The organism is Streptomyces sp. NPDC031064, assembly GCF_055570965.1.
This window is the reverse complement of sequence record NZ_JBVIGF010000008.1, coordinates 73,425-100,103: the sequence shown is the minus strand read 5'-3', so window position 1 is coordinate 100,103 and position 26,679 is coordinate 73,425. Positions and strand designations below refer to the sequence as shown.

The following is a 26,679-nucleotide window of genomic DNA, read 5'->3' as shown; positions in this document are numbered from 1 at the left end:
GTCGGCGACCCCACCCGCACCCGGCGCCCTTGGCAGGGACCAGCGGAGGGCTTAGGCCCAGAGCTGGCCCTGGAGGGTATCGATGGCCTCTTCCGTCGTCGCGGCGGTGTAGACGCCCGTCGACAGGTACTTCCACCCGCCGTCGGCCACGACGAAGACGATGTCCGCGCTCTCGCCCGCCTTGACCGCCTTCTTCCCGACCCCGATCGCCGCGTGCAGCGCCGCGCCCGTCGAGACGCCCGCGAAGATGCCCTCCTGCTGGAGGAGCTCCCGCGTGCGGGTCACCGCGTCGGCCGAGCCGACCGAGAAGCGGGTGGTCAGCACGGAGGCGTCGTACAGCTCGGGGACGAAGCCCTCGTCGAGGTTCCGCAGGCCGTACACGAGGTCGTCGTACCGCGGCTCGGCGGCGACGATCTTCACGTCCGGCTTGTGCTCCCGCAGGAAGCGGCCGACCCCCATCAGGGTGCCCGTCGTCCCGAGCCCCGCCACGAAGTGGGTGACGGACGGCAGGTCGGCCAGGATCTCCGGCCCCGTCGTCGCGTAGTGCGCGCCCGCGTTGGCCGGGTTGCCGTACTGGTACAGCATCACCCAGTCGGGGTGCTCCGCGGCGAGCTCCTTCGCGACCCGCACCGCCGTGTTGGAGCCGCCCGCCGCCGGGGACGAGATGATCTCGGCGCCCCACATGGCGAGCAGGTCGCGCCGCTCCTGGGAGGTGTTCTCCGGCATCACGCACACGATGCGGTAGCCCTTGAGCTTGGCCGCCATCGCGAGTGAGATGCCCGTGTTGCCGCTGGTCGGTTCCAGGATGGTGCAGCCGGGCACGAGCCGGCCGTCCTTCTCGGCCTGCTCGATCATGTGCAGGGCCGGACGGTCCTTGATCGAGCCGGTGGGGTTGCGGTCCTCCAGCTTGGCCCAGATCCGCACGTCCTCCGAGGGGGACAGGCGCGGGAGCCGGACGAGCGGGGTGTTGCCGACCGCGGCGAGGGGCGAGTCGTAGCGCATCAGCGCATTCCGCCGGCCACGGCCGGGAGGATCGTCACGTTGTCGCCGTCCGACAGCTTGGTGTTGATGCCGTCCAGGAAGCGGACGTCCTCGTCGTTCAGGTAGACGTTCACGAAGCGACGCAGCTCGCCGCCGTCGACGATCCGCTCCTGGATGCCCGAGTGCCGGGTCTCGAGGTCGGCGAAGAGGTGGGCGAGGGTTTCCCCGCTGCCCTCGACGGCCTTGGCGCCGTCGGTGTAGGTGCGGAGGATGGTCGGGATGCGGACCTCGATGGCCATGGCGTGGGCTCCTGTCGGAAGCGGAAGGTGAGTCACAAGAAGCAGGGCAGGCAGGGCGTACTGCGTGCGCGCACGGACGGTTCGCGCGCACAGGGGCGCTGGTGCGCGGGCGGAACGGAGTGGTGCGCGGCCGGGCCGCTCAAGCGGCGGCGCCGCGCGGACACATCGCGCTGGCGAGGCGGCACAGGTCGACGTGCAGCCGCGCCACGAGCAGCACGGTGCCCGGCGTCTGTTCGCTCACGTCGATGGAAACCATGCGGTCATCGTATCGATTCCCGGTCCGGCATTCGGAGTGTGATCTCGCATGGTGGACGTTTTCCGCCCACAGCGCGAGACGGAACACTCAGTACGCCTCCACGACCTGGACCTCTTCCTCCGTGATCTCGCCCTCGACGATCCGGTAGGACCGGAACTGGAACGGTCCGGCGCCGTCGGTGTCCGCCGTCGAGACCAGCACGTAGTGCGCGCCGGGCTCGTTGGCGTACGACACGTCCGTGCGGGACGGGTACGCCTCGGTCGCGGTGTGCGAGTGGTAGATGACGACCGGCTCCTCGTCGCGGTCGTCCATCTCGCGGTACAGCTTCAGCAGGTCGCCCGAGTCGAACTCGTAGAACGTGGGCGAGCGGGCGGCGTTGAGCATCGGGATGAAGCGCTCCGGGCGCCCGGAGCCGGCCGGGCCCGCGACCACGCCGCACGCCTCGTCCGGGTGGTCCTCGCGCGCGTGCGCGACGATCTGGTCGTACAGAGCCCGTGTGATGGTCAGCATGCGCATCAGGATAAGCAGACGGGCCCGCCCGTACCGAAGGTCGGTACGGACGGGCCCACATCCTGGACAAGCCGTCCCGGACACCGCGCTAGAGGGTCACCGCTTGAACGCCGCGTTCTCCGGGTTCCGGCTCTTGAGCACCAGGTAGGAGACGCCCAGCAGCAGGCCCCACAGCGGGGCGCAGTACAGGGAGACCCGCGCACCCTCGTCGATGCCCATCATCACGATCACGCCGAAGATGAACAGCAGCGCGAACCAGCTCGTGAACGGGGCGCCGGGGGCCTTGAACTCCGACTCCGGCGCCTCGCCCCGGGCGACGGCGCGCCGGTAGCGGATCTGGGAGACCAGGATCATGATCCAGGCCCACATGCCCGAGATGGTCGCGAAGGAGACGACGTACTCGAAGGCCTTGCCGGGGGCGACGTAGTTGATCCAGACGCCGACCAGCATCAGCGCCGCCGAGAAGGTGGTGCCGAGCAGCGGGGTGCCGGACTTCGTCAGCTTGGTGAAGACGCGCGGGCCCTGGCCGTTGAGCGCGAGGTCGCGCAGCATGCGGCCGGTGGAGTACATGCCCGAGTTGCAGGAGGACAGGGCGGCCGTCAGCACCACGAAGTTGACGATGGCGGCACCGATGCCGAGGCCCATCTGCTCGAAGGCGGCGACGAACGGCGAGACGCCCGGCTTGAAGTGCGTCCACGGCACGACCGAGAGGATCATGATGAGCGCGCCGACGTAGAAGACGGCGATCCGCCACGGCACGGTGTTGATGGCCTTCGGCAGGGTGACCTTCGGGTCCTTGGACTCGCCGGCGGTGACGCCGACCAGCTCGACCGCGAGGAAGGCGAACATCACGATCTGGAGGGTCATCAGCGTGCCGCCGATGCCCTTGGGGAAGAAGCCGCCCTCGGACCACAGCATGCTCACGGACGCGGTGTCGGCGGCGTCGGAGAAGCCGATGGTGAGGATGCCGGCGCAGATCAGGATCATGCCGATGATGGCGGTGACCTTGATCATCGAGAACCAGAACTCCAGCTCGCCGAAGAGCTTCACGGAGATGAGGTTCGCGCCGTACAGGATGATCGTGAAGACCAGGGCCGAGACCCACTGCGGGATGTCCCACCAGTACGTCATGTAGGTGGCGGCCGCGGTGACCTCGGTGATGCCGGTGACGACCCAGAAGAGCCAGTACGTCCAGCCGGTGACGAAGCCCGCGAAGGGGCCGATGAACTCACGGGCGTACTCGGAGAACGAGCCCGAGACGGGGCGGTACATGAGCAGCTCGCCCAGCGCCCGCATGATGAAGAAGATGACGAGGCCGGCGATGGCGTACGCCAGGATGAGGCTCGGTCCGGCCTTGGAGATGGCCTTGCCCGCGCCGAGGAAGAGCCCGGTGCCGATGGCTCCGCCGATCGCGATCATCTGGATCTGACGGGCCCCGAGGCCCCGCTGATAGCCCTCACCCTCGCCGGATGCGGCCCCCGCGGCCTCACTGCCGTCGTGCTGCTTGTCGACCTGCACTGAGGTCATGGTTGTGCGCCTTTCTCCACGCTGATCCGCGTCGTTCGCACTGGACTGCGCGTGACCGCGGATCAGGTCCTGATCCCCCCGGATATGGATGGAGTGCCACCGGCGGTCTGCCGGCCGTAGCGCACCCGGGAACAGGGGTGGCGTCCCCGGGCGATTCGAGAAGGTTTATCACGGTCGCAACCGTGATCGACTCGCACGAGAGTGACGCGCGCCACAGGGAAAAGCGGACAAACGGCACCTACGGCCGCAATGGAGGGTGCGCGGGTAACCCGATCGTTATACGGATTTGAGCGTCCGCTGAGCGAACGAAGGTCACACCGGGGTCACATGAGGGTCTCGACCAGAGTCTCCTGGAGGGCGCCCAGCCACAGGTACGCCATCACCATCGGCTTGCGCGGGTCGGAGTCCGGCAGCCGGTACAGCGCCTCGTTCTCGTCGTCGTCCCGGACGTCGAGCCGGGTGCCGATGGTCAGCCGCAGGTCGTTGAGCGCGCCGAGCCAGTGGCGGGCCTCGTCGGCCGTCAGCTTCAGCACCGCCCCGCCCTCGCCCGCCACGCTCAGCGCGTCCAGGCTCCGTACGACGGTGAGGGCGTCCTCGCGCTTGCGGGCGCGCAGGTCGTTCTCGGTGTAGCGGCGGAACTCGGCGGACGCGGCGCGCAGCTCCTCGTCGCCGTCCTCGTACGCGTTGGGGAAGAGGCGGGCCAGCGCCGGGTCGGCGGGCGGCTCGCTGGGGCCCTCGCGGAACAGCTCGGCCAGCGGGTCCTCGCCCTTGGGCGGCACCTCGCCGGGCCCGATCAGCTCCAGGAGCTGGACGGCCAGGGAGCGGAGGATGGAGATCTCGACCTCGTCGAGCGGCACGGCCGCGCCGCCGCCGGGCAGCGCCTCGAAGTGCCCGCTCATCAGGTGCGGTCCTGGGAGAGGGTCGCCCACAGTCCGTAACCGTGCATGGCCTGCACGTCCCGTTCCATCTCCTCGCGGGTGCCGCTGGAGACGACGGCCCGGCCCTTGTGGTGCACGTCCAGCATCAGCTTGTGCGCCTTGTCCTTGGAGTAGCCGAAGTACGCCTGGAAGACGTAGGTGACGTAGCTCATGAGGTTGACCGGGTCGTTGTGGACGATCGTCACCCAGGGCACGTCGGGTTCGGTGACGGCGAATTCCTCTTCGGCCGCTTGGGTGCGTTCGATCTCTGCGGGAGCAACACTCACCTAGCCCATGCTGCCACTCGGGGTGGGGGGTCGCACAAACGGGGCTCGTACGATCCGGGCGGGAAATCGTCACTCTGACGAGTATTCGGGGTAGCATCGTCGTATGAATGCTGCGGATCTTGGGCTGCCGGTGGACGTGCCGTCTACCGCGCTCTTCACCGACCAGTACGAGCTGACGATGCTCCAGGCGGCACTGCGGGGCGGCACGGCCGACCGGCGGTCGGTCTTCGAGGTGTTCACCCGGCGGCTGCCCGAGGGGCGGCGCTACGGCGTCGTGGCCGGCACCGGCCGCGTGCTGGACGCCGTGGAGAACTTCCGCTTCGACGCGGGCGTCCTCGGCTTCCTCCGTGAGCGCGGCATCGTCGACGAGCCGACGCTGGCCTGGCTCGCGGACTACCGCTTCGGCGGCGACATCTGGGGCTACCCCGAGGGCGAGGTGTACTTCCCCGGCTCGCCGATCCTGCGCGTCGAGGGCTCCTTCGCCGAGTGCGTGCTGCTGGAGACCGTGATCCTGTCGATCCTCAACCACGACTCGGCGATCGCGGCCGCCGCCTCCCGGATGTCCGCCGCGGCCGGCGAGCGGCGGCTGATCGAGATGGGCGCCCGGCGCACGCACGAGCTGTCGGCGGTCGCCGCGGCCCGCGCCGCGTACGTGGGCGGCTTCTCCTCCACCTCCGACCTGGCGGCGGGCTTCCGCTACGGCATCCCGACGGTCGGCACCTCCGCGCACGCGTTCACCCTCCTCCACGACACCGAGCGGGACGCCTTCCGGGCGCAGGTGGACTCCCTGGGCCGTGGTACGACGCTGCTCGTCGACACCTACGACGTGGCCGAGGCGGTGCGTACCGCCGTGGAGATCGCCGGGCCCGAGCTGGGCGCGGTGCGCATCGACTCCGGTGACCTGCTGCTGGTCGCGCACCGGGTGCGCCAGCAGTTGGACGAGCTGGGTGCGCGCGACACGAAGATCGTCGTCACGTCGGACCTGGACGAGTACGCGATCGCCTCGCTGGCGGCCGCGCCGGTCGACGCGTACGGCGTCGGTACGCAGCTCGTGACCGGCAGCGGTCACCCCACGTGCTCGATGGTCTACAAGCTGGTCGCCCGGGCCGAGTCGGCGGACCCGAAGGCGCCGCTGCGGTCGGTGGCGAAGAAGTCGCTGGGCGGCAAGCTGTCGATCGGCGGGCGCAAGTGGGCGGCGCGGCGCGTGGACGCGGACGGGGTGGCCGAGGCGGAGGTCGTCGGCACCGGTCCGGTACCCGTCGGGCTGGCGGACCGCCAGCTCCTGGTCGAGCTGGTCAAGGGCGGCGAGGTGGTGGCGCGCGAGCCGCTGGAGGCGGCGCGGGAGCGGCACTTGGCGGCGCGGGCGGGGCTGCCGATGTCGGCGATCCAGCTCTCCCGGGGCGAGGCCGTCATTCCCACGGAGTACGTCTGAGACGGCGGCCCCGCGGGCGGTGGGTGCCCCCTCCCGCCGGGCCGGGTAAGTCTCTAGGCTCGATCCCATCCCCCGGAACCACGCTCGCACGTCCGACCGACCGCTCCCCCACCGAAGGACAACCGCCATGCACCGCGCACTGATCGTCGTCGACGTACAGAACGACTTCTGCGAGGGCGGCAGCCTCGCGGTGGCGGGGGGCGCGGATGTCGCCGCCGCCATCACGGACCTGGTCGGCGAGGCCGCCGGGGCCGTCTACCAGCACGTCGTGGCCACCCGTGACCACCACGTCGACCCCGGCGACCACTTCTCGGACGCGCCCGACTACGTCCGCTCCTGGCCGAGGCACTGCGTGGCCGGTACGGAGGGGGTGGGCTTCCACCCGAACTTCGCGCCGGCGGTCGCGTCGGGCGCCATCGACGCGGTGTTCGACAAGGGCGCGTACGCGGCGGCGTACAGCGGCTTCGAGGGCACCGACGAGAACGACGTGCGGCTGGCCGACTGGCTGCGGGAGCGGGAGGTCACGGAGGTGGACGTGGTGGGCATCGCCACCGACCACTGCGTGCGCGCCACCGCCCTGGACGCGGCCCGTGAGGGCTTCCGCACCCAGGTGCTGCTGGACCTGACCGCCGGGGTCTCGGCGGAGACCACGGAGCGGGCCCTGAAGGAGCTCCGGGACGCGGGCGTGGAGCTGACCGGCAAGCCGGTCCTCTGACGCCCGCACCGGCCGAGGGGCCCGTGGCGCCCCCACCGGCCGCCAGGGCGCTCAGGGCTGCCCGCACCGGCGGCCAGGAGGCGCTCGGCGCGGCCCGCACGGCGCTAGGGGGCGCTCGGGGCGCCCCAGGCCCTGGACTGCGGGAGCAGGGCGCGGATGGGGCGCCAGAGCTCGGTGTGGCTCTCCGGGACCGTGCGCCAGAGCAGGCCGTCGGGGTGGTGGAGCACCGCGGTGATCTCGTCCGGAGTGGGCGGGTGGGTGTTGCCGCGCAGGTAGACCGCTCTCAGGCCCAGGTTCCGCAGCCGGGTCAGGGCGCGGGCGCGGTTGGCCGCGTGGACCAGGACGCGGACCGTGGAGCCGTCGCCGACCGGGCTGGGCAGGCTCAGGGCGACCACGACCTTGCCTCCGGGCAACTTGGTGAAACCTCCGCCGGGCATACGAAACCACTCCCCCGTGAGATGGTGTGTCAATAAGAAAGGGTCACCACGCACCTAAACAGAATCGGCCGCCGCCCGCTAGGGGGCGACGGCCGATCATGCTTTGACCTGCGGTGATGCCTTTTACTTGGTCGACGGGCCGACCTGGACCGTGATCGTCTGGCCGTTCTTCGGCTGCTTGACGATCGCGATCTTGGTGTTGGTGTCAGTTACCTTGACGCCCGCACGCGGGTTCGACTCGTACCAGTAGACACCCTTGCGGTCGTCGAAGACCGGGACACCCGGCTGGGACGCGATGGTGGCCGCGACACCCGCCTTGTGCAGGGTGAGGCCGTTCGTCCGGTAGAGGCTGAACGGCGAGTCGTAGGACTGGATGCGGTTGCGCATCAGGGTGCCGTCGGCCCACTTCGTCGGCGTGGCGTGGGCGTCCACCGGAAGGATCAGGCCCTGGCCCGGGTGGACGGCGGTGTTGTTGTCCTTCTGGGATGTGTCCCACTGCCAGACCATCAGGCCGGTCTGGTACGGGTAGTGCTCCACCCAACTGTCCATCGGCGCCGCGAAGCCGAAGTTGTACGGGCCGACCTTCAGGGTCTTGTCGTACGAGACGTACTGGCGGTTCTCGGCGATGTAGTACTGGTCGTACTCGTTGGTGAAGGACTCGCCGATCCGGGAGAAGCCCTTGGGGGTCCAGCCGTTGTCGCCGTTCTCGGCGTTGTCCGAGAAGACCGCCGCGCCGTCGGCCGTCAGCGTGATGGCGTCGGCCGTGAAGCCCTTGCCGCCCGCGCCGCCGTCGGTCTGGTAGCGGAAGCGGAGGTCGAACTTCTTACCGGCGTACGCGTCCAGCGGGTACACCAGCTTCTGCCACGAGCCGGAGACGTCCGTCAGGGCCGGGGCACCGCTGGCGTCGGCCGGGATGGCCTTGCCGCCCGCCGTGCCCGCCAGGGCCGTCCAGTTCTTGCCGCCGTCGGTCGACACCTCGGTGTAGAGGTAGTCGTAGTCCTTCTCGATGTCCCACCAGCCGTCGAGCGTGAGCTCGGCCTTGGCCTTGCCGGTGAGGTCGACGGAGCGGGTGAGGGTGTTCTTGAGGTCGTCACCCATGTCGCTCCACCACTGCGTGGCGCCCTCGGCGGGCTTCACGACCGGGGTGGTGACCTTCTTCTTCGGCAGCTCGACGACGAGGGCCTGCGGGTTCTTGGTGTTGTACTCCGCGACGCCCAGCGTGTGCTTGGACTTGGTCGCCGCCTTGGCCTTCTCGTAGTTGAGCCAGCCGAGCTGGAGCTTGTCCCACGCGGTCATGTCGCCGGGCAGGTCGCCGATCGAGTCCTTGCCGGTGCCCAGCCAGGAGCCGGACGACATCAGGGACCAGAAGCCGGTCGAGTTCTCGGCGCCCGCCCTGCCGGAGGTGTCGTACAGGTCCGGCAGGCCCAGGTCGTGGCCGTACTCGTGGGCGAAGACGCCGAGGCCGCCGTTCTCCGGCTGCATCGTGTAGTCGCCGACCCAGATGCCGGTGTCGCCGATCTGCGTACCGCCGGCCTTGTTGTTCGCCGGGCCGGTCTTGCCGGCGTCGGTGCCGTACGCGTACCAGCGGTGGGCCCACAGCGCGTCGCCGCCCTGGGCGCCGCCGCCCGCGGACTCATCCTCGCCGGCGTGGACGATCTGGAAGTGGTCGATGTAGCCGTCGGCCTCGTTGAAGTTGCCGTCGGCGTCGAAGTCGTAGCGGTCCCACTGGTCGTACTGGGCGAGCTGCGCCTTGATCTCGGCGTCCGTCTTACCGGCCGCCTTCTGCTGCGCGGTCCACGCGGTCACACCGTCGCGGACGGCGTCCCAGACGTTGGAGCAGTTGCTGTTGCCGCAGTAGTTCGAGCCGTAGCGGGCCTCGTTGTACTCGACCTTGACCCAGTCGGAGACCGCGCCGTCGACCGAGTACCGGCCCGAGGAGGTCTTCTCGTAGTAGGTCTTCAGGGACTGCTTCTGCTGACCGGTCTTCTTGTCCTTGCCGGTGCCGAAGTACAGGTCCTGGAAGTGTTGCTGGTTGTAGTCCTTCTGCCAGGCCGTCGAATTGTCCTTCGTACGGTCCGGCTCGGCTATCTGGTTGTGCAGCGGGCCGGGCGTGCCGCCGTACTTCGGCTTGAGCGTGTGGTCGTCGCCGTCGTCCGCCCGGTCGATCAGCGTCGTGTTGTCGACCTTGTCACCGAACTCGACCAGGATCGTGAAGATCTTGTCGGTCTTCTCGCGGCCCAGCTCGACGTACTTCTTGTCGTCGAGCCTGACGACCTTGGAGGCACCCCTGCGCTCCACCTTGAGGTCGCCGGCCAGCACCTGCTCCAGCGCCGCCTCGCGCGCTTGCGCCTGCTGCTTGCTGAACGGGCCGTCGAGGTCGTGGTCGACCTTGGCGGCGTGGTCGTGTCCGGGAGCCCCGTGTCCCGCGTCGTGCGCGCCCGGTGCCGGGTCATGGCGCTCGATGCCGTTGGTGGGGCGGTTGTCGGCCTGCGCCGTCGTGAGGGCCGAGGCGGTCGCGGCGGTGGCGGCCAGCGCCACGATCACCGCGGACGCTCTGAACGCCCGTCGTCTGCTGGTCACTTGATCTTGTCCTCCCCGCGCCCGCGAACCGCGGATGGGGGGTCGATGTGATATCCGCGTGCGGTGTCGCGCCACAAGTGACGACATTCGACCGGAGAATGACGCGAAAAGACAGATCTTGACTTGGACAGGCCAAGTGCTCTATGTGAACAGACCGCCCCGCATTGCGAACAGGAGAACCGGCCAGGTCACCCGGTGGACGGGCCGACTTCCACGGTGATCCAGGAGCCGTTGGGCGGTTGGGCGGCGATGGCGATCCGGGTGTTGGTGTCCGTGGTCCGCACCCCGCCGAACTCGTTGTCGGCGTACCAGTAGACACCCTCGTGGTCATCGAAGACCGAATTGCCCGCGTGTGGTGCGATGTAGTGCGGTACGCCCCGCTTGTGGAGCGTGAAGCCGGGAGTGGGACGGAGGCTGAACGCCGCGTCGTACGGGGTGATCTTGTTGGACATCAGCGTGCCGTCCGGCCACGTCATCGGGCGCGGATGGGCGTCCACCGGCAGCAGCAGGCCCTGGCCGGGATGGTCGGTGACGTTGTTGTCCCGCTGCGAGGTGTCCCACTGCCAGATCATCAGCCCGGGCCGGTAGGCGTAGTGCTCCACCCAGTTGTCCCGGGGCTTGGGGAACCCGAAGTGGTACGGGCCCGTCGCCAGCACCCGGTCGTACGACACGTACTGCCGGTTCTCCGCGATGTAGTACTGCGGGTAGTCCCCGGTGACCGACTCCCCCACCCGCGCGAACCCCCGTGCCGCCCAGCCACCGTCACCGCTCCCCTCCGCGTCGTCCCGGAACAGCGTCACGCCGTCCGCCCTCACGGTGATGCCGTCCGCCGCGAACCCCTTGCCGGCCACGCCGCCGTCCGTCTTGTAGCGGAAGCGGACGGCGATCCGCTTCCCGGCGTACGCGTCCAGCGGGTAGACCAGTTTCCGGTACGTCGCCGAGACCCCCGTCAGGGCCGGCTTGTCGCCGCCGTCCCGGGGGATCACCTCGCCGTCGGCCGTACCGTCGACCGCCTTCCAGGTCTCCCCGCCGTCCGTGGAGACCTGGACGTAGAGGTGGTCGTAGTCCTTCTCGATGTCCCACCAGCCGTCGAGCGTCAGCTCGGCCCGGGACCTGCCGGTGAGGTCGACCGTCCGGGTCAGCGTGTGGGACAGGTTGTCGCCGTGGTCGCTCCACCACTGTCCCGCTCCCCCCGCCGGCTTCACGACCGGGGTGGTGACCGTCTTCTCCGGCAGCTCCACGACCAGCGCCTGCGGCCGGTCGGTGTTGTACGCGGACACACCCAGCGTGTGCGTGGAAGCCTTGGCCGCCTCGGCCCGCTCGTAATTGAGCCAGCCGAGCTGGAGCTTGTCCCAGGCCGTCATGTCCCCCGGCAGGTCACCGATCACCTCCTTGCCGGTGCCGAGCCACGACCCGGACGACATCAGGGACCAGAACCCGACCGAATTCTCCGCCCCCGCCACGTTGTTGGTGTCGTACAGGTCCGGCAGCCCCAGATCGTGGGCGTACTCGTGGGCGAAGACGCCCAGCCCGCCGTTCTCCGGCTGCATCGTGTAGTCGCCCACCCAGATGCCGGTGTTCCCGACGGGCACGCCCCCCGCCTTGAACCCCGCCGGACCGGTGTCGCCGTCGTCCCTGCTGTACGCGTACCCCCGGTGCGCCCACAGCGCGTCGGGACCCTGCGCCCCGCCGCCCGCCGAACCGTCCTCACCCGCGTGCACGATCTGGAAGTGGTCGATGTAGCCGTCGGGCTCGTTGAAGTTGCCGTCGTTGTCGTGGTCCGTACGGTCCCACTCGTCGAACCGCGCCACCCGCTCCCTGATCCGGGCGTCCGTCCAGCCCGCCGCCCGCCGGCCGGCGACCCAGGCGGCCACCCCGTCGAAGACCAGGTCCTCGACGTTGGGGCAGTTGTTGCCGCCGCAGTAGTTCGAGCCGTACCGGGCCTCGTTGTACTCGACCTTCACCCAGTCCGACACCTCGCCCTCGACCGAATAGCGGCCGGAAGAGGTCTTCTCGTAGTACGTCTTCAGCGACTCCACCCCCTCGCCCTCGCCGAAGTACAGCCGCTCGTAGTGCTCGCGGTCGTAGTCGGGGCGCCAGTCCGTGGAGTTGTCCTTCGTCCGGTCCGGCTCGGGAATCCGGTTGTGCGGCGGGCCCGGCGTCCCGCCGTACTTGACGACGGGCGGCTTCGGCCCGGCCGGGCCGTCCGGGTCGTACATCGTCGTGTTGTCGACCTTGTCCCCGAACTCGACCAGGATCGTGAAGATCTTGTCCGTGCGCTCCCGGCCGAGCTCGACGTACTTGCGGTCGCCGAGCTTCACGACCCTGGAGCCGCCGCGCCGCTCCACGTTCGCCCGGCCGCTCAGCACCTGCTCCAGCGCCGCCTGGCGCTGCTGCCGCTGCCGGGCGCTGAAGGGGCCGTCGATGACGTGCCCGTCGTGCTTGCCCTCGGCGGTGCCGTGCGCGGTGTCGTCGTGCACGGGAGCGGTGGTGGCGGGAGCGGTGGCGGTGGCGGCTGTGGTGGCGGGGGCGACGGCTGTGGCTCCCGCCAGGAGGGCGAGCACGACGCCCGCTCTCAACGCGCCCTTGGTGTACGACACTTGTTACGGTCCTCCCCTGCGGATCGCGTCAACGGGCGCCGTCTTCAGGCCATATGGCATAGGCCGTGATGCTGTGCGCCCCCCATGCACCGGTACCGTGGGTTAGGTCACGCTTACTACCGGTTCCTCTCGGGCATCCACCGTCGTAGAGTCAGAAATCAGTGCGACCGAGTTGCGTGACCCCCATCCGGTGCTCCATTGCTTCGAGGACGGAACCCGCCATGCCGCGTCCGACCGCCGCACAGCTCGCCTACGGTTCGGCCACCGTCGTCTTCGCGACCGTCGCCATGCTGCTGATGTCCCGCACCACCACCGGACTGGGTGTCGCGATGATCGGGGTGGCCGCGCTCGCACTCGGCCTGCTGGTCGCGATGACACTGCCGCTGCCGGCCGCACGGCGCGCGGCGCACCAGGACGCGCGTGCGGCCGCCCCGGCGCGGCCCAGGGAGCACTCACTGCGTCGTTGACACGACGACGGTCCTGGCCGCCTTGTCGTGCAGGCCCTGCTTGTACGGCTTGTCGACCAGGATGAGGATCAGCAGGAGCAACGGCCACAGGCAGGGACAGCAGATCAACTGCGGCAGCCACAGCACGCCCGCCCGGGTCAGCGCGGCGTTCATGTTCGGCACGCTGCCGTCGTTGAGCATCGCCACCCGCATGCCCATCAGCCGCTTGCCGATGGTCTGTCCGTTCCGCTTCGCGGTCATGAGGGTGTCGTAGGCCACGTACGCCACGATCGCGATGAGCTGGAAGACCCACTGCCCGCCGTCGTTGGTGTTCTGCCACACCTCGGCCAGCTCGTCCTGGTCGGTCACCCTGGTGTAGATGTCGAACGGGATGCCGATGAGGGCCAGCGGTACGACGATGATGACCCAGTCGATCAGCCGGGCCAGGACGCGCCTGCCCGAATCGGCCAGCGGCGGCATCCCCGCCAGCGGATCGGCCCCGCCGTAGCCGTAGGGACCGCCACCGTAAGGGCCGCCGCCGGGACCGCCGCCGTAGGGACCGCCCCCGGGCGGCCCTCCGCCCGGACCGCCGTCGTAGGGCCCGCCTCCGCCGTAGGGGCCCTGTCCCCCGTACGGACCGCCGCCGCCCGAAGGGGGAGGCGGCGGTGCGGGCGGCGGCTGGGAGCCGTCGTCCTGCGGCTTCTTGCGGAACGGGTCGTCCTCGGGTGGCTCGTTGCTCATGGGGGCAGTGCATCCCGCACGGCGGGGCCCCGCAACGGATCACCGGCCGTTCGGGCTACCCGGCCACGAAGGTGTGGGCCGCCTTGTCGTGCCAGCACTGGCGCCACGGCCGGTCGATCAGGGCCCACAGGACGTTGACCACGCCGATCACCAGGACGCCGAGCACCCCGTAGACCAGCCAGCGCCGCAGCGCCGCGCCGAACGGCGGGGGCTCGTGCGACTCGATGTCCCGCACCTCCAGGCCCATCAGCCGCTTGCCGAGCGTACGGCCCCACTTGGCGGTCGGCAGCGCCTCGTACAGCACGCCCAGCACCAGCAGGGCGGCCAGCGCGATGCCGAAGTACGTCGAGGTCGTGCCGTCCAGGAGCCAGACCGTGACCGTCTCGCCGGACTGCTTGGCCTGCTCGATCTTGCCGTCGATGTGGTCGAGCGCCTTGATGACGAACGGCACGGCGACGGCGCCGGCGGCCGCCCCGAGGACCAGGGTGTCGATCAGCCGGGCCACGAACCGCTTGCCGAGGGCGGCGGGGCGGGCGGCGGCCTGAGCCTGGGCGGCGGCCAGGAACGGGTCGTTGACCGGGGGCTTCCACGGCAGGACGGGCTGCTGGACCTGCGCCTGCGGGTGCGCCTGCGGGTGGGGCTGCTGCTCCGGCTGGGCGAGCTGGTGCACCTGCTGCGCCCAGGACGCGGCGCCACCACCGGGGCCGTGGGTGACGGGCGCGGCGGGGGCCGTGGCGGGCGCGGGGGCGGGCGTGGCGGCGGCCGTGGCGGGCCCGGGCTGCGGGGCCGGGGCGGCCGGCTGCGGCTGGGCCGGGACCTGCGGGGTGCGCGGGGCGGCGTCCGGCTTGAGGGCGCGGATGGTCATCGTGCCGTCGGCGGGCTGCTCGGGCTTCGCCTTCGCCTGCGGCTTGACCGCGCGGATGGTGACCGTGCCCTCCGGGGCCGCCGCCTTCGCGGGCTCGGGCTCCACCTTCCGTACGCCGGGCAGCGCGCCGCCCGTCGGGTCGGCGGCGCCGGCGGCCGGGAGGCGCGGGTCCTGGCCCGCCTCGGCGCCCCAGGAGACCCGGCGGTCGCGGTCGCCGCCGAACCCGGTCTGACGCGAGGCGTCCGCCTGCCACGCGGACGCGGGCTCCGGCTCGGGCCGGGCCTCGGCGGCCGCCTCCTCCTCGTCGAAGAAGACCGGCCCGGTCTCCTCCACGGCGGGGGTCGCCGGGGCGGACGGCGCCGGGGCGGACACCGGGGCCGCCGAGGCCGGGGGCGTCGGCATCGCCTCACCGTCCTTGGGCGCGGGGCGGCTCGTCCCCGGCACCCAGGCGGCGCCGTTCCAGAACCGGATATATCCGGGGATGGACGGATCGGGGTAGTAGCCAGGCGTGGGGCTGCCGTCGCCGGTTGCCGGGGTTGGGGCGCTCATCACCGTGGTCCCGTATCTCCTCGAGGCCTCAATTCAAGGCACCACATCTACCAGACCGCCGAGCGCCCCCGGACCGGTCCGTCCACAACGACCACGATCCGGTCACATGTGTGTTACGGAAAGTAAGAGAAAACCCGTCGCCGGAAGTCGCGTAATGGCGGGCGCGGAACCGCCTCTCATCCGTGCGGCCCGCTCCAGGGCCGCACCCGAGAGAAGGGAACCGTCCCATGCAGCACACCGTCGTCGAACGCGAACTGGAGCTCAGCCTGGTGCTGTCGCCCGAGCGCAGCGTCCCCGTCCCGGCCAGGCTCGTCTACCGCACGGACGACCCGTACGCCGTGCACATCACCTTCCACATCGGCTCCGACCACCCCGTGCACTGGACCTTCGCCCGTGAGCTGCTGATCGAGGGGGTCTTCCGGCCGTGCGGCCACGGCGACGTGCGGGTCTGGCCCACCACGCTCGACGGGCGGGCCGTGGTGCTGATGGCGCTGTCCTCGCCGGACGGTGACGCGCTGCTGGAGGTCCCCGCGGCGCAGGTGTCCGCGTGGCTGGAGCGGACGCTGCACGTGGTGCCGCCCGGCTCGGAGTCGCAAGCGCTCGGCCTGGACGACGGGCTGGCCGAGCTGCTCGCGTGACGGCCCGGTCAGTCGGTCACGTACGTGTGCGTGATGAATTCGATCGAGTGGCCGTCGGGGTCGTCGATGTACACCCCACGGCCACCGTAATGGTGGTTGATCCGCTGCGGGTCCTGGTGGTGCGGGTCCGCCCAGTACGGCAGTTCGCGCTCCTGGATCCGGCCGAAGATCTCGTCGAACTCCTCCTCGGAGACGAGGAAGGCGAGGTGCTGCGGCACGATCCGGGGCGCGTCGTCGTCCAGGTAGTCCAGGGTGACGCCGCCCTCCAGCGGGACGCTGGCGAACGGGCCGAAGGGCTTCGGCTCGGGCGCGTCGATCAGTTCCGTGAGGAAACGGGCGGCGGCGAACCGGTCGCGGCTGCGGACGATGGTGTGGTCAAGACGAGCGGGCACTGCTCCTCCTTCATCGGTCCCCTTCACGCTATGCGGACGGCCGCGTCCGGACCATCGGACATGGGGCCTAGGGCGGAAGCCCCAGGCGCGCCCTCAGAAGAGCTTGCCGGGGTTGAGGATGCCGAGCGGGTCGAAGGTCTGCTTGATGCCGCGCTGCAACTCGACCCCCACCGGGCCGAGTTCGCGGGCGAGCCACTCCTTCTTCAGTACGCCGACGCCGTGTTCCCCCGTGATGGTGCCGCCGAGTTCCAGGCCGAGCGCCATGATCTCGTCGAACGACTCACGGGCGCGCCGCGATTCGTCGGGGTCGGTGTGGTCGAAGCAGACGACGGGATGGGTGTTGCCGTCGCCCGCGTGCGCGCAGACGCCGATGGTCAGGCCGTACTTGGCGGCGATGGCGGCCGTGCCGTCGATCATCGCGGCGAGCCGCGAGCGCGGTACGCACACGTCGTCGATCATCGTCGCGGACTTGACGGCCTCCAGGGCGGTCAGCGACATCCGGCGGGCCTTCAGCAGCATTTCGGACTCGGCCGCGTCTTCCGCCGGTACGACCTGGGTGGCCCCGGCGGCCGTGCACAGCTCGCCCACGGCGGCCATGTCGGCGGCGGGGTCGGGGCTGTCGAACGCGGCGAGCAGCAGGGCCTCGGTGGACTCGGGCAGGCCCATCCGGCCCAGCCTGTTGACCGCCCGCACGGTCGTACGGTCCATGAGTTCGAGGAGCGACGGCGTGTGGCCGCGCTCCATGACCGCGCACACGGCGTCGCAGGCGGCGGCCGCCGAGGGGAACTCGGCGGCCAGCACGAGCTGTTGCGCCGGCTGCGGCCGCAGCGCCAGCACGGCCCGCACGACGATGCCGAGCGTGCCCTCCGAGCCGACGAACAGCCGGGTCAGGTCGTACCCGGCCACGCCCTTGGCGGTGCGGCGGCCGGTGGACAGCAGGCGGCCGTCGGCGAGGACGACGTCCAGGCCGAGGACGTACTCCGCCGTGACCCCGTACTTGACGCAGCACAGGCCGCCGGAGGCGGTGCCGATGTTCCCGCCGATGGTGCACATCTCCCAGCTCGACGGGTCGGGAGGGTAGTAGAGGCCGTGCTCGCCGACGGCGCGGGAGAGCGTGGCGTTGACGACTCCTGGTTCGACGACGGCGATCCGGTCGACCGGGCTGATCTCCAGGATGCGGTCCATCCTGGTGAGGGAGAGCACGATGCAGCCGTCGGAGGCGTTCGCCGCGCCGGACAGGCCCGTGCGGGCGCCCTGCGGGACGACCGGGACGCGCAGTTCGGTCGCCGTGCGCATGACGTGCTGCACCTGCTCGACGGTGCTGGGCAGGACGACCACGGCGGGTGCGCCGGCGTCGCAGAAGCTCGCCATGTCGTGGGCGTAGGAGGCGGTGACGTCCGGATCGGTGAGGACGGCTTCCGCGGGCAGGCCGGCGCGCAGCCGTTCGTGGAGCCGGGTCACTAGGTCGTCCATGATCCCAGACTGGCATCCGGGGCCATCGGTGTGAACCCGTCGAGGGGGCGGGTTCGGGTACGCCGGGTGCTCGTCGTATTGACGCACAGTTGGCGCCATGAAGACGGAACGGGTCCCTCAGATCGTCCTGGGCGTGGGCGCGGGCGCGGTGCTGGCCGGCGCGGCCGTCCTGTTCGTACCGGGCGCCCTCGGAGACGGGCGCGGGGCGGCGCCCGCGCCCGGTGCCGTCGCGCGGGCCGTCTCGGCGGCGCACACCGGCACGCAGGCGTCGCTGCCCGAGCTGGCCGCGCTGATCGGCGAGCGTGAGTCGTGGCTGCGCGCGCACCCGGGCGACGACGCCTCGTGGGCGCTGCTGGGCACCGCGTACGTGGAGCGGGGCGCCCGGAGCGGTGACACCGCCTCGTACGTACGGGCGGAGAAGGCGCTGAAGCGGTCCCTGGCCGTCCTGCCGGCCGGGAAGGGCAACACCGACGCCCAGTTGGGCATGGCGGCCCTGGCCAACGCCCGCGGGGACTTCGCGGCGGCGCGGAAGTGGGGCGAAGCGGTGCGCGGGCACAAGCCCCGGCGCTGGCAGTCGTACGCCGTGCTGGTCGACGCCTACAGCGGGCTCGGGGACTACGTGTCGGCCGGGCGGGCGATGGAGAAGCTACGGGCGCTGCGCGCCGGGGCACCGGCGCTGTCGCGTGCGGCGCTGGTGTACCGGGACCGGGGCTGGCGCGAGGACGCCTCGGCGCTCGCGCACGACGCGGTGGCGATGGCCACCACGCCGGCCGAGAAGGCGGCGTGCCTGGCGCGGCTGGGCGACCTGGCGTGGGAGCGCGGCGAGCCCGCCGAGGCCCTCGCCGCCTACGAACCGGCGCTGCGGCTCGTGCCCGGCCACGCCCCGTCGCTGGCCGGGCGGGCGCGGGCGCTGGCCGCGCTGGGGCGCACGGACGAGGCGCTGCGCGACTACGGGGCCGCCCTGGAGGCGCTGCCGCTGCCCGAGTACGCGCTGGAGGCGGGCGAGTTGTACGAGTCGCTCGGCCTGGACGGGGACGCGCACACGCAGTACGAGATGCTGCGCGTACGGGCCACGGAGGCGGGGACGCACGGAGTGAACGGGGCGCTCGTGCTGGCCCGCTACGAGACGGACCACGCCGACCCCGGCTCCGCCGTCAAGCGGCTGCGCGCCGAGTGGGCCAAGGGGCACCGTTCCGTGCACGTCGCCGACGCGCTGGGCTGGGCGCTGTACCGGGCGGGGCAGCCGGAGGACGCGCTGCCGTACGCCAAGCGGGCCACGGAGGCGGGCCTGCGCAGCGCGCTGTTCGCGTACCACCGGGGCCAGATCGAGCGGGAGCTGCGGCAGTGGGGCCCGGCGCGCCGGCACATCACCGAGGCGCTCCGGATCAACCCGGACTTCTCCCCCCTGCTGGCGCCCAGGGCCCGCCAGGCACTGGCCGCGCTGGGCGAGCCCCCGGAGGGCGGGCCGAAGGACGTGTACGGCGAGGAGGCGCCGCGCCCGTCGGCGTCGTCGCGGGTCTGGTCGCCGCCCCCGCGCGATCCGGAGCGTCAGCGGCCGCAGTCGCGCAAGCCGCGGCGGCCGGAGGGTACGGCGTCGCCGAGTGCGTCCCCGTCGGTCTCCGCCTCGGCGCCTTCCGCTTCGCCGTCGCCCGGGCGGTGAGCGCTCACAGTGCCGCGGTGCCGATGAGCGCGTTGCGGGTGACCAGGCCCGCCAGGGCGTCCTCGTCCAGCCCCTCCGTGCCCTCCGGGCGGCGCGGCAGGACCATGTAGCGGGTCTCGGACGTCGAGTCCCACACCGTGACGGCGGTGGACGTGGGAAGGTGGAGCCCGAACTCGGCGAGCACGGCGCGAGGTTCGCGTACCACCCGGGCGCGGTAGGCCTCGCTGCGGTACCAGCCCGGGGACGGGCCGAGCAGGCGCAGCGGGTAGCAGGAGCAGAGGGTGCAGACCACCACGTTGTGGACCCGCTCGGTGTTCTCGACGACGCGGAGGCGCTGCTTCTGCACGCCCCCGGCGGCGTAGCCGAGCTCGGCGACGGCGGCCGTACCGTCGGCGAGGAGGCGTTCGCGGTACGCCGGGTCCGTCCAGGCGCGGGCGACGACGCGGGCGCCGTTCGCGGGGCCGGACTCGGCGAGGTAGGCGTCGATGACCTCTTCGACCGCCTCGCCGGCGATGACGCCGCGCTCCTGGAGGAGGGTCTCCAGGCGGCGTACGCGGCGGGAGATCACGGCGTCGTGGTGCTCGGTCACGCGTCCTCCAGATAGCTCTCGAACAGGTCGAGTACGACGTGGTGGTCGCCCTGCCCCCACAGGTCGCGGGCGGCGAACCGTACGGCGTACACCTGTTCCAGCGGGGCGTCCTCGACGCCCTGGGCGCGGGCGTCCGCGAGCGGGGCGCGGCCCTCCGGCTCGATGACCGTGCCGGTCTTGCCGCGGGCGTAGCGCGGGAGACGGGTGTGGTGCGGCGGGTCGTGGTGGACGGTGCGCACGGCGTCCCCGGCCCGGAACCGGTCACGCATCGAGCTCGCCCTCCTCGATCACGCCCTTGCGTTCGAGGAGCGTGCGGACGGCGTGGAACCAGCGCTCGTAGTAGGAGGCGGCGAGGTAGTCGGCGGGCGGCATCGTCTCGACGGCGTCCCGGAACTCGTCGAGGTTGTAGACGCCGGCGCCCAGCAGCGCCCGGTTGAGGGCGAAGACGCGGGCCTCCCAGTCGGCGCGGAAGGGCTGGGCGTCGTCGGCGGTGTCGATGGGGCCGAAGCCCTCCATACCGCCGACATCGTTGATCCTGGCCATGCCCGGCACCCTAACGGCCCCTGGCCACCCTCGTGTGCGTAATCCTCGCGCGCCCGCCCGTCCCCCCACGCCGGGCGGGCGCGCCCCGGGCACCCGCGCACCGGGCGGGTGCCGGGTGCCCGGGCCGGGTGCCCGGGCGCCCGGCGGGTGGCCGCGCCCGGACCGGCACCCGGGCGGAGGGTTACAGGTTGCCGCGCTTGGCCTGCTCCCGCTCGATCGCTTCGAAGAGCGCCTTGAAGTTGCCCTTGCCGAAGCCCATGGAGCCGTGGCGCTCGATGAGCTCGAAGAAGACCGTCGGGCGGTCCTGGACCGGCTTGGTGAAGATCTGGAGCAGGTAGCCGTCCTCGTCGCGGTCGGCGAGGATCTTCAGCTCGCGCAGCTCGTCGATCGGCACGCGCGTGTCGCCGACCCACTCGCCGAGCGTGTCGTAGTACGAGTCCGGGACGTCCAGGAACTGGACGCCGCCGGCGCGCATGGTGCGCACGGTGGCGACGATGTCGTTGGTGGCGAGGGCGATGTGCTGCACGCCCGGGCCGTTGTAGAACTCGAGGTACTCGTCGATCTGCGACTTCTTCTTCGCGATCGCGGGCTCGTTGATCGGGAACTTGACCTTCTTGGTGCCGTCCGCGACGACCTTGGACATGAGCGCGGAGTACTCGGTGGCGATGTCGTCGCCGACGAACTCCTTCATGTTGGTGAAGCCCATGACCTTGTTGTAGAAGGTCACCCACTCGTTCATCTTGCCGAGCTCGACGTTGCCCACGCAGTGGTCGATGGCCTGGAAGGTGCGCTTGGCGGGCGGCTCGACCATCGGCTTGGCGGTGACGAAGCCGGGGAGGTACGGGCCGTCGTAGCCGGAGCGGTCGACGAGGGTGTGGCGGGTCTTGCCGTACGTCGCGATGGCGGCGAGGACGACCGTGCCGTGCTCGTCCTTCACCTCGTAGGGCTCGGTGATGCCGGTCGCGCCGTGCTCGACGGCGTACGCGTACGCCTTGCGGGCGTCCGGGACCTCGATGGCGAGGTCGATGACGCCGTCGCCGTGCTCGGCGACGTGCTCGGCGAGGAAGCGGCCCCAGTCGGTGGACGGCTTGATGACGGAGGTGAGCACGAAGCGCGCGGCGCCGTTCGTCAGGACGTAACTGGCGGTCTCGCGGCTGCCGTTCTCCGGTCCGGAGTAGGCGACGAGCTTCATGCCGAAGGCCGTGGAGTAGTAGTGCGCGGCCTGCTTGGCGTTGCCGACGGCGAAGACGACCGCGTCCATTCCCTTCACCGGGAAGGGGTCGGCCTGCCGGGCGGTGTCAGGGGTGTGATCGATGGTCTCAGTCATGGCGGCAGGCTCTCTCCGATTGGCAAGGTGCGCAATAGTTGGTGTGGAGGCTGGTCAATCTGCCCAGTGGTTGGGCACTGTGGTGGGGCGTTCTGTACAGGGTGACCATTGGAGGGCCGTCATGGCGATCGATCATCTGGACGGCAGACTCATCGCGCTGCTGGCGCGTGAGCCGCGCATAGGGGTTCTGGAGGCGTCACGCCGGCTGGGCGTGGCGCGGGGCACGGTGCAGGCGCGGCTGGACCGGCTTCAGTCGAATGGAGTCATCCGGGGGTTCGGACCCGATGTGGACCCGGCGGCCCTGGGGTACCCGGTGACGGCTTTCGCGACGCTGGAGATCAAGCAGGGGCAAGGCGCCGATGTGCGCGAGCACTTGGCGGGGGTGCCGGAGGTGCTGGAGCTGCACACCACGACCGGCCACGGGGACATGCTGTGCCGGCTGGTGGCCAGGTCCAACGCGGACCTTCAGCGGGTGATCGACCGGGTTGTCGGTTTTGATGGCATCGTGCGGGCCTCCACGGCGATCGTCATGGAGAACCCCGTGCCTCTGCGGATCATCCCGCTGGTGGAGCAGGCCGCGTCGGAGGAGTGAGACGAGGGAGCGCGCGTGGGCTTCTGGGAGTACGTGGTCACCAGGGACCAGCAGTTGTTCACGGACGCGTTGCAGCACGTCAGCGCCGTTTTCCAGTGCATGGTGATCGCGACGGTGCTGGGCGTGGCGATCGCCCTGGTCACGTACCGCAGCGGGTGGGCGGGGAACCTGGCCATCGCCTCCACGGCGACGGTGCTGACCATTCCCTCGCTGGCGCTGATCGGTCTGCTGATCCCGCTGGTGGGGCTCGGCGTGGCGCCCACGGTGATCGCGCTGGTGCTGTACGGGCTGCTGCCGGTCGTGCGCAACGCGATCGTGGGCCTGCGGGGTGTCGATCCGGCGCTGGTGGACGCCGCGAGGGGCATCGGGATGTCCCAGGCCGCCCGGCTGCTGCGGGTGGAGCTGCCGCTGGCGTGGCCGCCGATCCTGGCCGGCATCCGGGTGTCCACGCAGATGCTGATGGGCATCGCGGCGATCGCGGCGTACGCGTCGGGGCCGGGGCTGGGCAATGAGATCTTCCGTGGCATCGCCTCACTGGGCAGCGCCAACGCCATCAACCAGGTGCTGGCCGGGACGCTGGGGATCGTGGTGCTGGCGCTGCTCTTCGACGCCGCGTACGTGCTGCTCGGGCGACTGACGATTCCGAGGGGGATCCGTGGGCGCGAGCATTGAGCTGGAGAACCTGTCGAAGAGGTACCCGGGCAATCCGAGCCCGGCCGTGGACAACGTCTCGATGGAGATCCGGGCGGGCGAGACGGTGGTCTTCGTGGGTCCCTCGGGGTGTGGGAAGTCGACGACGCTGAAGATGATCAATCGGCTGATCGAGCCGTCGTCGGGGCGCATCCGGATCGACGACGAGGACGTGACGCGGATCGATCCGGTGAAGCTGAGGCGGAAGGTCGGGTACGCCATCCAGTCCTCGGGGCTGTTCCCGCACATGACGGTCGCGGAGAACATCGCCCTCGTACCGAGGATGGTGGGCTGGTCGAAGGCGCGGGTGCGCGACCGGGTCGAGGAGATGCTGGACATGGTGGGGCTCGATCCGAGGGAGTTCCACGGCCGGTATCCGCGTCAGTTGTCGGGCGGCCAGCAGCAGCGGGTGGGGGTCGCGAGGGCGCTGGCGGCGGACCCGCCGGTACTGCTGATGGACGAGCCGTTCGGGGCCGTGGACCCGATCACTCGTGACCATTTGCAGGACGAGCTGATCCGGTTGCAGCACGAGTTGCACAAGACCGTCGTCTTCGTGACGCACGACTTCGACGAGGCGATCAAGCTCGGCGACCGGATCGCGGTGCTGCGCGAGCGCTCGCACATCGCCCAGTTCGACACGCCCGAGGCGATCCTGACGAACCCGGCGGACGACTTCGTGTCGGGGTTCGTGGGGGCGGGGGCCGCGCTGAAGCGGCTCAATCTCACGCGCGTACGGGATGTGGAGATCGCCGACTTCCCGACGGTGTCGGTCGACGACCCCTTGCAGACCATCTTCAACCGGCTGCGCGGAGGGCTGCACAACGAGCTGTTGATGCTGGACCGGCGCCGGCGCCCGTACAAGTGGCTGCGGCGCGGCGACCTGATGCGGGCGAAGGGGTCGCTGGCGCGGGCGGGGCAGTTGGTGCACGACACGGTGACACGGGACGCGACGCTGCACGACGCGCTGGAGGCGGTGCTGATCGACTCGGCGGGGCGGGTGGCGGTGACGGGGCGGCGCGGCGAGTACATCGGGGTCGTCGACATGGAGACGCTGATGAACTCGGTGCACGAGATGCTGGAGGCGGACCGGCTGGCCGCGATCGAGCACCAGCACGACCTGGAGCAACTGCGCCACCACCAGACCGAGGTGGAGCTGGAGGGCGGGTCGTGACCTCCCCGGTGGAGGAGGTGGACACGGAGCCCGTTCCGGTACGGCGCACGCCGAAGCGGCGCGTTCCGTGGCGGCGGCTGGTGGCCGTGCCGGCCGTGCTGACCGTGGTGCTGGTGGTGACGTACGTCTGGATCTCGGGCGCCCGGCTGGACGCGATCGCCGAGAACTCGCTGGCGGGCGGGAACGTGCAGTTGCGGCTGTGGCAGCACGTCCAACTGACGGCCGTCTCCACCTTCTGGGTGCTGCTCATCGCCGTCCCGCTCGGCATCGCCCTGACCCGGCGGGGAGTGAGCCGGGCGGCGCCGGTCGCGACGGCGGTGGCGAACGTGGGCCAGGCGACCCCGGCGATCGGTCTGCTGGCGCTGCTGGTGATCTGGCTGGGCATCGGGCCGTCGACAGCGATCGTCGGCATGGTGATCTACGCCGTGCTGCCGGTGCTGGCCAACACGGTGGCCGGCCTGCGGGCCATCGACCCGCAGCTCGTGGAGGCCGCCCGGGGCATCGGCATGTCCGCGTGGGGCACGCTGCTGCGGGTCGAACTGCCCCTGGCCGTACCGCTGATCCTGGCGGGCGTACGCACGGCGCTGGTGCTCAACGTCGGTACGGCGACGCTCGCGACGTTCGGCGGTGGTGGCGGGCTCGGCGACCTCATCACCTCGGGCATCCAGACGCAGCGGATGGCGGTACTGGTGCTGGGGTCCGTGCTGACGGTGGTGCTGGCGCTGTTCGTCGACTGGCTGGCGTCGCTGGCCGAGCTGGCGCTGGCCCCACGCGGGCTGGGGGCGGGCTGATGCGGTGCGGGCGGGCGGGGCTGGGAGTGTGTCTGGTGCTGGCGCTGTCCGGCTGCGGGCTGAAGAGCGGCTCGCCGATGGCCGACGACGTGCTGCCGGGCTCGGTGGGGCGCGGGCAGCCGCTCAAGGGTGCCTCGTTGACGGTCACGTCGAAGAACTTCAGCGAGAACATCATCCTCGGCCACATGATCGGCCTGATCTTCAAGGCCGCGGGCGCGGAGGTGCTGGACCGGACGAACCTGCCCGGTTCCATCAGCGGGCGCGAGGCGATCATCAAGGGCGACGCGGACGCGATCTACGAGTACACGGGCACGGCGTGGATCACGTACCAGGGCCATCAGAAGCCGATCGTCGACCCCGAGGCGCAGTGGCGGGCGGTACGGGACGCGGATGTGCCGAACGGCGTCACCTGGCTGCCGCAGTCCACGCTCAACAACACGTACACGCTGGCCATCAACAAGCGGAACAACGCCAAGTACCGGCTGCGCACGCTGTCGGACGTGGCCGCGCTGGCGCGCGAGGACCCGTCGGCGGTGACGCTGTGCGTGGAGAACGAGTTCGCGTCCCGGGAGGACGGGCTGCCGGGCATGCAGAAGGCGTACGGGATGAGCATCCCGGCCGCCAACATCCGCAAGATGGACGCCGGGATCATCTACACGCAGGTGGCGAAGTCGGACACCTGCCTGCTGGGCGAGGCGTACACGACGGACGGCCGGATCAAGGCGATGGACCTGGACACGCTCGCGGACGACAAGCGGTTCTTCCCCAACTACAACGCGGCGCCGTCGCTGCACTCGGCGACGTACGAGAAGTACCCGGCCATCGCGGGGCTGCTGAACCCGCTGAGCGCCAAGCTCAACACGGCGGTGGCGCAGGAGCTGAACGCGCGGGTGGACGTGGGTGGGGAGGACCCGCACGAGGTGGCGAAGGAGTGGCTGGTGGAGCAGGGGTTCATCAGGACGCGGTGAGGCGGCGGGGTGAGGAGAGAGGTAAGGAGAGGGAAGATGCAAAGGGTTGATTGCAAAGAAGTACTTGCAAGGAGTTCTTTGCAACTCTAGGGTGGGGGTATGCCCGAGCCCGAGAAGAACGACACCGGCGCGCCGGCGATCCGGCAGCTCGACCCGCGCTCCCTCCGCGGCCTCGCCCATCCGCTGCGCATCCGGCTGCTCGCCGCCCTGCGCCACCACGGCCCCGCCACCGCATCCCAACTGGCCGAGCGCCTCGGCGAGTCGAGCGGCGCCACCAGCTACCACCTGCGTCAGCTCGCCTCGCACGGCTTCGTCGAGGACGCCCCCGAGCGGGGCAAGGGGCGCGAACGCTGGTGGCAGGCCGTGCACCAGGGCACGTCCTGGGACGCGTCGATCTTCGACGAGCAGGACCCCGAGACGCGCGGCGCGGTCAATGTGTTCATGCACGAGATCGCCACCATCCACGGCCAGGAGCTGTCCACCTGGATCGGCACGATGAGCGACTGGCCGGCGGAGTGGATCAGGAACGCCGACCTGAGCGACTTCACCCTGCGGCTCGGCCCGCTCCAGGTGCGCGAGCTCAGCGAGAGGATGCACGCGCTCATCAACAGCTACCGCGACGTCGAACCGGCCGAGGACGCCACCAAGGTCCGCCTCCACCTGCACGCCTTCCCGCAGCAGCACGACTGAAGGGACCCCGATC

The 26,679-nt window shown here is 70.8% G+C and carries 29 protein-coding genes; 11 read left to right on the top strand and 18 right to left on the bottom strand.

Annotated elements, in window-relative coordinates:
* Window positions 1–51: 51 nt before the first annotated feature.
* From ACZ46W_RS27125 to clpS, 7 genes are all read right to left on the bottom strand, one after another.
* Window positions 52–1,002: a PLP-dependent cysteine synthase family protein gene (locus ACZ46W_RS27125; RefSeq protein ID WP_468342610.1), complete on the bottom strand. Its 951-nt coding sequence runs from the start codon at window positions 1,000–1,002 to the stop codon at window positions 52–54.
* Complete coding sequence (locus ACZ46W_RS27120) at window positions 1,002–1,280, bottom strand: MoaD/ThiS family protein (RefSeq protein WP_468342607.1); 279 nt, start codon at window positions 1,278–1,280, stop codon at window positions 1,002–1,004. Before ACZ46W_RS27120 ends, ACZ46W_RS27125 begins: the two co-directional genes overlap by 1 nt.
* 139 nt (window positions 1,281–1,419) lie before the next feature.
* On the bottom strand, window positions 1,420–1,536 hold the full coding sequence (locus ACZ46W_RS27115; RefSeq protein WP_023588470.1) for a putative leader peptide: 117 nt from the start codon (window positions 1,534–1,536) through the stop codon (window positions 1,420–1,422).
* 87 nt (window positions 1,537–1,623) lie between these two features.
* The gene (locus ACZ46W_RS27110; protein WP_351808889.1) at window positions 1,624–2,046 is read right to left on the bottom strand and encodes a M67 family metallopeptidase; all 423 of its coding nucleotides are present in this window, start codon (window positions 2,044–2,046) and stop codon (window positions 1,624–1,626) included.
* A 96-nt stretch (window positions 2,047–2,142) separates the two neighbouring features.
* The gene (locus ACZ46W_RS27105; RefSeq protein ID WP_468342603.1) at window positions 2,143–3,573 is read right to left on the bottom strand and encodes an amino acid permease; all 1,431 of its coding nucleotides are present in this window, start codon (window positions 3,571–3,573) and stop codon (window positions 2,143–2,145) included.
* Between the two features lie 323 nt (window positions 3,574–3,896).
* The gene (locus ACZ46W_RS27100; protein WP_468342600.1) at window positions 3,897–4,472 is read right to left on the bottom strand and encodes a DUF2017 domain-containing protein; all 576 of its coding nucleotides are present in this window, start codon (window positions 4,470–4,472) and stop codon (window positions 3,897–3,899) included.
* A complete protein-coding gene (gene clpS / locus ACZ46W_RS27095) occupies window positions 4,472–4,777 on the bottom strand; it encodes an ATP-dependent Clp protease adapter ClpS (RefSeq protein ID WP_366131180.1) in 306 nt (101 codons plus the stop codon). The genes ACZ46W_RS27100 and clpS overlap by 1 nt, the downstream gene beginning before the upstream one ends.
* A gap of 103 nt (window positions 4,778–4,880) precedes the next feature.
* On the opposite strand from clpS, the gene ACZ46W_RS27090 reads away from it, so the two are divergent.
* Both ACZ46W_RS27090 and ACZ46W_RS27085 read left to right on the top strand, forming a co-directional pair.
* On the top strand, window positions 4,881–6,209 hold the full coding sequence (locus ACZ46W_RS27090) for a nicotinate phosphoribosyltransferase (protein ID WP_468342597.1): 1,329 nt from the start codon (window positions 4,881–4,883) through the stop codon (window positions 6,207–6,209).
* A gap of 127 nt (window positions 6,210–6,336) precedes the next feature.
* Window positions 6,337–6,924 (top strand): isochorismatase family protein, encoded by a 588-nt coding sequence (locus ACZ46W_RS27085; protein WP_468342594.1) that lies wholly within the window; start codon window positions 6,337–6,339, stop codon window positions 6,922–6,924.
* 104 nt (window positions 6,925–7,028) lie between these two features.
* On the opposite strand, the gene ACZ46W_RS27080 is transcribed toward ACZ46W_RS27085, so the two are convergent.
* The 3 genes from ACZ46W_RS27080 to ACZ46W_RS27070 form a co-directional block, all read right to left on the bottom strand.
* The gene (locus tag ACZ46W_RS27080; RefSeq protein WP_468342591.1) at window positions 7,029–7,361 is read right to left on the bottom strand and encodes a hypothetical protein; all 333 of its coding nucleotides are present in this window, start codon (window positions 7,359–7,361) and stop codon (window positions 7,029–7,031) included.
* A 123-nt stretch (window positions 7,362–7,484) separates the two neighbouring features.
* On the bottom strand, window positions 7,485–9,941 hold the full coding sequence (locus ACZ46W_RS27075) for an immune inhibitor A domain-containing protein (RefSeq protein ID WP_468342588.1): 2,457 nt from the start codon (window positions 9,939–9,941) through the stop codon (window positions 7,485–7,487).
* Between the two features lie 188 nt (window positions 9,942–10,129).
* The gene (locus tag ACZ46W_RS27070) at window positions 10,130–12,541 is read right to left on the bottom strand and encodes an immune inhibitor A domain-containing protein (RefSeq protein WP_468342585.1); all 2,412 of its coding nucleotides are present in this window, start codon (window positions 12,539–12,541) and stop codon (window positions 10,130–10,132) included.
* A 221-nt stretch (window positions 12,542–12,762) separates the two neighbouring features.
* Here ACZ46W_RS27070 and ACZ46W_RS27065 point away from each other — a divergent pair, with 221 nt between their 5' ends.
* Window positions 12,763–13,008 (top strand): hypothetical protein, encoded by a 246-nt coding sequence (locus ACZ46W_RS27065; protein WP_366131186.1) that lies wholly within the window; start codon window positions 12,763–12,765, stop codon window positions 13,006–13,008.
* Here ACZ46W_RS27065 and ACZ46W_RS27060 read toward each other — a convergent pair.
* Both ACZ46W_RS27060 and ACZ46W_RS27055 read right to left on the bottom strand, forming a co-directional pair.
* Complete coding sequence (locus ACZ46W_RS27060; RefSeq protein WP_468342582.1) at window positions 12,994–13,728, bottom strand: RDD family protein; 735 nt, start codon at window positions 13,726–13,728, stop codon at window positions 12,994–12,996. The genes ACZ46W_RS27065 and ACZ46W_RS27060 overlap by 15 nt on opposite strands.
* Window positions 13,729–13,783: 55 nt before the next feature.
* Window positions 13,784–15,142, bottom strand: a complete 1,359-nt coding sequence (locus ACZ46W_RS27055; protein WP_468342579.1) for an RDD family protein — start codon at window positions 15,140–15,142, stop codon at window positions 13,784–13,786.
* 227 nt (window positions 15,143–15,369) lie between these two features.
* Between ACZ46W_RS27055 and ACZ46W_RS27050 the strand changes: the two genes are divergently transcribed.
* On the top strand, window positions 15,370–15,780 hold the full coding sequence (locus ACZ46W_RS27050) for an SsgA family sporulation/cell division regulator (RefSeq protein WP_468342576.1): 411 nt from the start codon (window positions 15,370–15,372) through the stop codon (window positions 15,778–15,780).
* Between the two features lie 8 nt (window positions 15,781–15,788).
* On the opposite strand, the gene ACZ46W_RS27045 is transcribed toward ACZ46W_RS27050, so the two are convergent.
* Both ACZ46W_RS27045 and ACZ46W_RS27040 read right to left on the bottom strand, forming a co-directional pair.
* Window positions 15,789–16,172 carry a VOC family protein gene (locus tag ACZ46W_RS27045; RefSeq protein ID WP_468342573.1) on the bottom strand — a complete coding sequence of 128 codons (384 nt, stop codon included), beginning with the start codon at window positions 16,170–16,172 and terminating at the stop codon, window positions 15,789–15,791.
* A 93-nt stretch (window positions 16,173–16,265) separates the two neighbouring features.
* A complete protein-coding gene (locus ACZ46W_RS27040) occupies window positions 16,266–17,645 on the bottom strand; it encodes an FAD-binding oxidoreductase (RefSeq protein ID WP_468342570.1) in 1,380 nt (459 codons plus the stop codon).
* A 97-nt stretch (window positions 17,646–17,742) separates the two neighbouring features.
* Between ACZ46W_RS27040 and ACZ46W_RS27035 the strand changes: the two genes are divergently transcribed.
* Window positions 17,743–19,305 (top strand): tetratricopeptide repeat protein, encoded by a 1,563-nt coding sequence (locus tag ACZ46W_RS27035; RefSeq protein ID WP_468342567.1) that lies wholly within the window; start codon window positions 17,743–17,745, stop codon window positions 19,303–19,305.
* A gap of 4 nt (window positions 19,306–19,309) precedes the next feature.
* Here ACZ46W_RS27035 and nthA read toward each other — a convergent pair whose 3' ends face one another.
* The 4 genes from nthA to hppD form a co-directional block, all read right to left on the bottom strand.
* On the bottom strand, window positions 19,310–19,894 hold the full coding sequence (gene nthA / locus ACZ46W_RS27030; protein ID WP_468342564.1) for a nitrile hydratase subunit alpha: 585 nt from the start codon (window positions 19,892–19,894) through the stop codon (window positions 19,310–19,312).
* Entirely contained in the window at window positions 19,891–20,163 is a 273-nt protein-coding gene (locus ACZ46W_RS27025) for an SH3-like domain-containing protein (protein ID WP_468342561.1), read from the bottom strand. The genes nthA and ACZ46W_RS27025 overlap by 4 nt, the downstream gene beginning before the upstream one ends.
* Window positions 20,156–20,437, bottom strand: coding sequence for a hypothetical protein (locus ACZ46W_RS27020; RefSeq protein ID WP_468342559.1), 282 nt, complete (start codon window positions 20,435–20,437; stop codon window positions 20,156–20,158). The genes ACZ46W_RS27025 and ACZ46W_RS27020 overlap by 8 nt, the downstream gene beginning before the upstream one ends.
* Window positions 20,438–20,618: 181 nt before the next feature.
* Complete coding sequence (hppD, locus tag ACZ46W_RS27015) at window positions 20,619–21,764, bottom strand: 4-hydroxyphenylpyruvate dioxygenase (protein WP_468342556.1); 1,146 nt, start codon at window positions 21,762–21,764, stop codon at window positions 20,619–20,621.
* A 121-nt stretch (window positions 21,765–21,885) separates the two neighbouring features.
* Here hppD and ACZ46W_RS27010 point away from each other — a divergent pair, with 121 nt between their 5' ends.
* From ACZ46W_RS27010 to ACZ46W_RS26985, 6 genes are all read left to right on the top strand, one after another.
* Entirely contained in the window at window positions 21,886–22,356 is a 471-nt protein-coding gene (locus ACZ46W_RS27010; RefSeq protein WP_366131197.1) for an Lrp/AsnC family transcriptional regulator, read from the top strand.
* 15 nt (window positions 22,357–22,371) lie between these two features.
* Window positions 22,372–23,028 (top strand): ABC transporter permease, encoded by a 657-nt coding sequence (locus tag ACZ46W_RS27005; RefSeq protein ID WP_468342552.1) that lies wholly within the window; start codon window positions 22,372–22,374, stop codon window positions 23,026–23,028.
* On the top strand, window positions 23,012–24,217 hold the full coding sequence (locus tag ACZ46W_RS27000; RefSeq protein ID WP_468342549.1) for an ABC transporter ATP-binding protein: 1,206 nt from the start codon (window positions 23,012–23,014) through the stop codon (window positions 24,215–24,217). The genes ACZ46W_RS27005 and ACZ46W_RS27000 overlap by 17 nt, the downstream gene beginning before the upstream one ends.
* On the top strand, window positions 24,214–25,008 hold the full coding sequence (locus tag ACZ46W_RS26995) for an ABC transporter permease (RefSeq protein ID WP_468342546.1): 795 nt from the start codon (window positions 24,214–24,216) through the stop codon (window positions 25,006–25,008). The genes ACZ46W_RS27000 and ACZ46W_RS26995 overlap by 4 nt, the downstream gene beginning before the upstream one ends.
* Entirely contained in the window at window positions 25,008–25,976 is a 969-nt protein-coding gene (locus ACZ46W_RS26990; RefSeq protein WP_468342543.1) for a glycine betaine ABC transporter substrate-binding protein, read from the top strand. Before ACZ46W_RS26995 ends, ACZ46W_RS26990 begins: the two co-directional genes overlap by 1 nt.
* A gap of 99 nt (window positions 25,977–26,075) precedes the next feature.
* Entirely contained in the window at window positions 26,076–26,666 is a 591-nt protein-coding gene (locus ACZ46W_RS26985; RefSeq protein ID WP_468342540.1) for an ArsR/SmtB family transcription factor, read from the top strand.
* Window positions 26,667–26,679 lie beyond the last annotated feature (13 nt).

Coding starts and splice junctions, on each gene's coding strand:
- ACZ46W_RS27125 (WP_468342610.1), bottom strand. CDS start 1,002: ATGCGCTACGACTCGCCCCTCGCCGCGGTCGGCAACACCCCGCTCGTC.
- ACZ46W_RS27120 (WP_468342607.1), bottom strand. CDS start 1,280: ATGGCCATCGAGGTCCGCATCCCGACCATCCTCCGCACCTACACCGAC.
- ACZ46W_RS27115 (WP_023588470.1), bottom strand. CDS start 1,536: ATGGTTTCCATCGACGTGAGCGAACAGACGCCGGGCACCGTGCTGCTC.
- ACZ46W_RS27110 (WP_351808889.1), bottom strand. CDS start 2,046: ATGCTGACCATCACACGGGCTCTGTACGACCAGATCGTCGCGCACGCG.
- ACZ46W_RS27105 (WP_468342603.1), bottom strand. CDS start 3,573: ATGACCTCAGTGCAGGTCGACAAGCAGCACGACGGCAGTGAGGCCGCG.
- ACZ46W_RS27100 (WP_468342600.1), bottom strand. CDS start 4,472: ATGAGCGGGCACTTCGAGGCGCTGCCCGGCGGCGGCGCGGCCGTGCCG.
- ACZ46W_RS27090 (WP_468342597.1), top strand. CDS start 4,881: ATGAATGCTGCGGATCTTGGGCTGCCGGTGGACGTGCCGTCTACCGCG.
- ACZ46W_RS27085 (WP_468342594.1), top strand. CDS start 6,337: ATGCACCGCGCACTGATCGTCGTCGACGTACAGAACGACTTCTGCGAG.
- ACZ46W_RS27080 (WP_468342591.1), bottom strand. CDS start 7,361: ATGCCCGGCGGAGGTTTCACCAAGTTGCCCGGAGGCAAGGTCGTGGTC.
- ACZ46W_RS27065 (WP_366131186.1), top strand. CDS start 12,763: ATGCCGCGTCCGACCGCCGCACAGCTCGCCTACGGTTCGGCCACCGTC.
- ACZ46W_RS27060 (WP_468342582.1), bottom strand. CDS start 13,728: ATGAGCAACGAGCCACCCGAGGACGACCCGTTCCGCAAGAAGCCGCAG.
- ACZ46W_RS27055 (WP_468342579.1), bottom strand. CDS start 15,142: ATGAGCGCCCCAACCCCGGCAACCGGCGACGGCAGCCCCACGCCTGGC.
- ACZ46W_RS27050 (WP_468342576.1), top strand. CDS start 15,370: ATGCAGCACACCGTCGTCGAACGCGAACTGGAGCTCAGCCTGGTGCTG.
- ACZ46W_RS27040 (WP_468342570.1), bottom strand. CDS start 17,645: ATGGACGACCTAGTGACCCGGCTCCACGAACGGCTGCGCGCCGGCCTG.
- ACZ46W_RS27035 (WP_468342567.1), top strand. CDS start 17,743: ATGAAGACGGAACGGGTCCCTCAGATCGTCCTGGGCGTGGGCGCGGGC.
- ACZ46W_RS27025 (WP_468342561.1), bottom strand. CDS start 20,163: ATGCGTGACCGGTTCCGGGCCGGGGACGCCGTGCGCACCGTCCACCAC.
- ACZ46W_RS27020 (WP_468342559.1), bottom strand. CDS start 20,437: ATGGCCAGGATCAACGATGTCGGCGGTATGGAGGGCTTCGGCCCCATC.
- hppD (WP_468342556.1), bottom strand. CDS start 21,764: ATGACTGAGACCATCGATCACACCCCTGACACCGCCCGGCAGGCCGAC.
- ACZ46W_RS27010 (WP_366131197.1), top strand. CDS start 21,886: ATGGCGATCGATCATCTGGACGGCAGACTCATCGCGCTGCTGGCGCGT.
- ACZ46W_RS26990 (WP_468342543.1), top strand. CDS start 25,008: ATGCGGTGCGGGCGGGCGGGGCTGGGAGTGTGTCTGGTGCTGGCGCTG.
- ACZ46W_RS26985 (WP_468342540.1), top strand. CDS start 26,076: ATGCCCGAGCCCGAGAAGAACGACACCGGCGCGCCGGCGATCCGGCAG.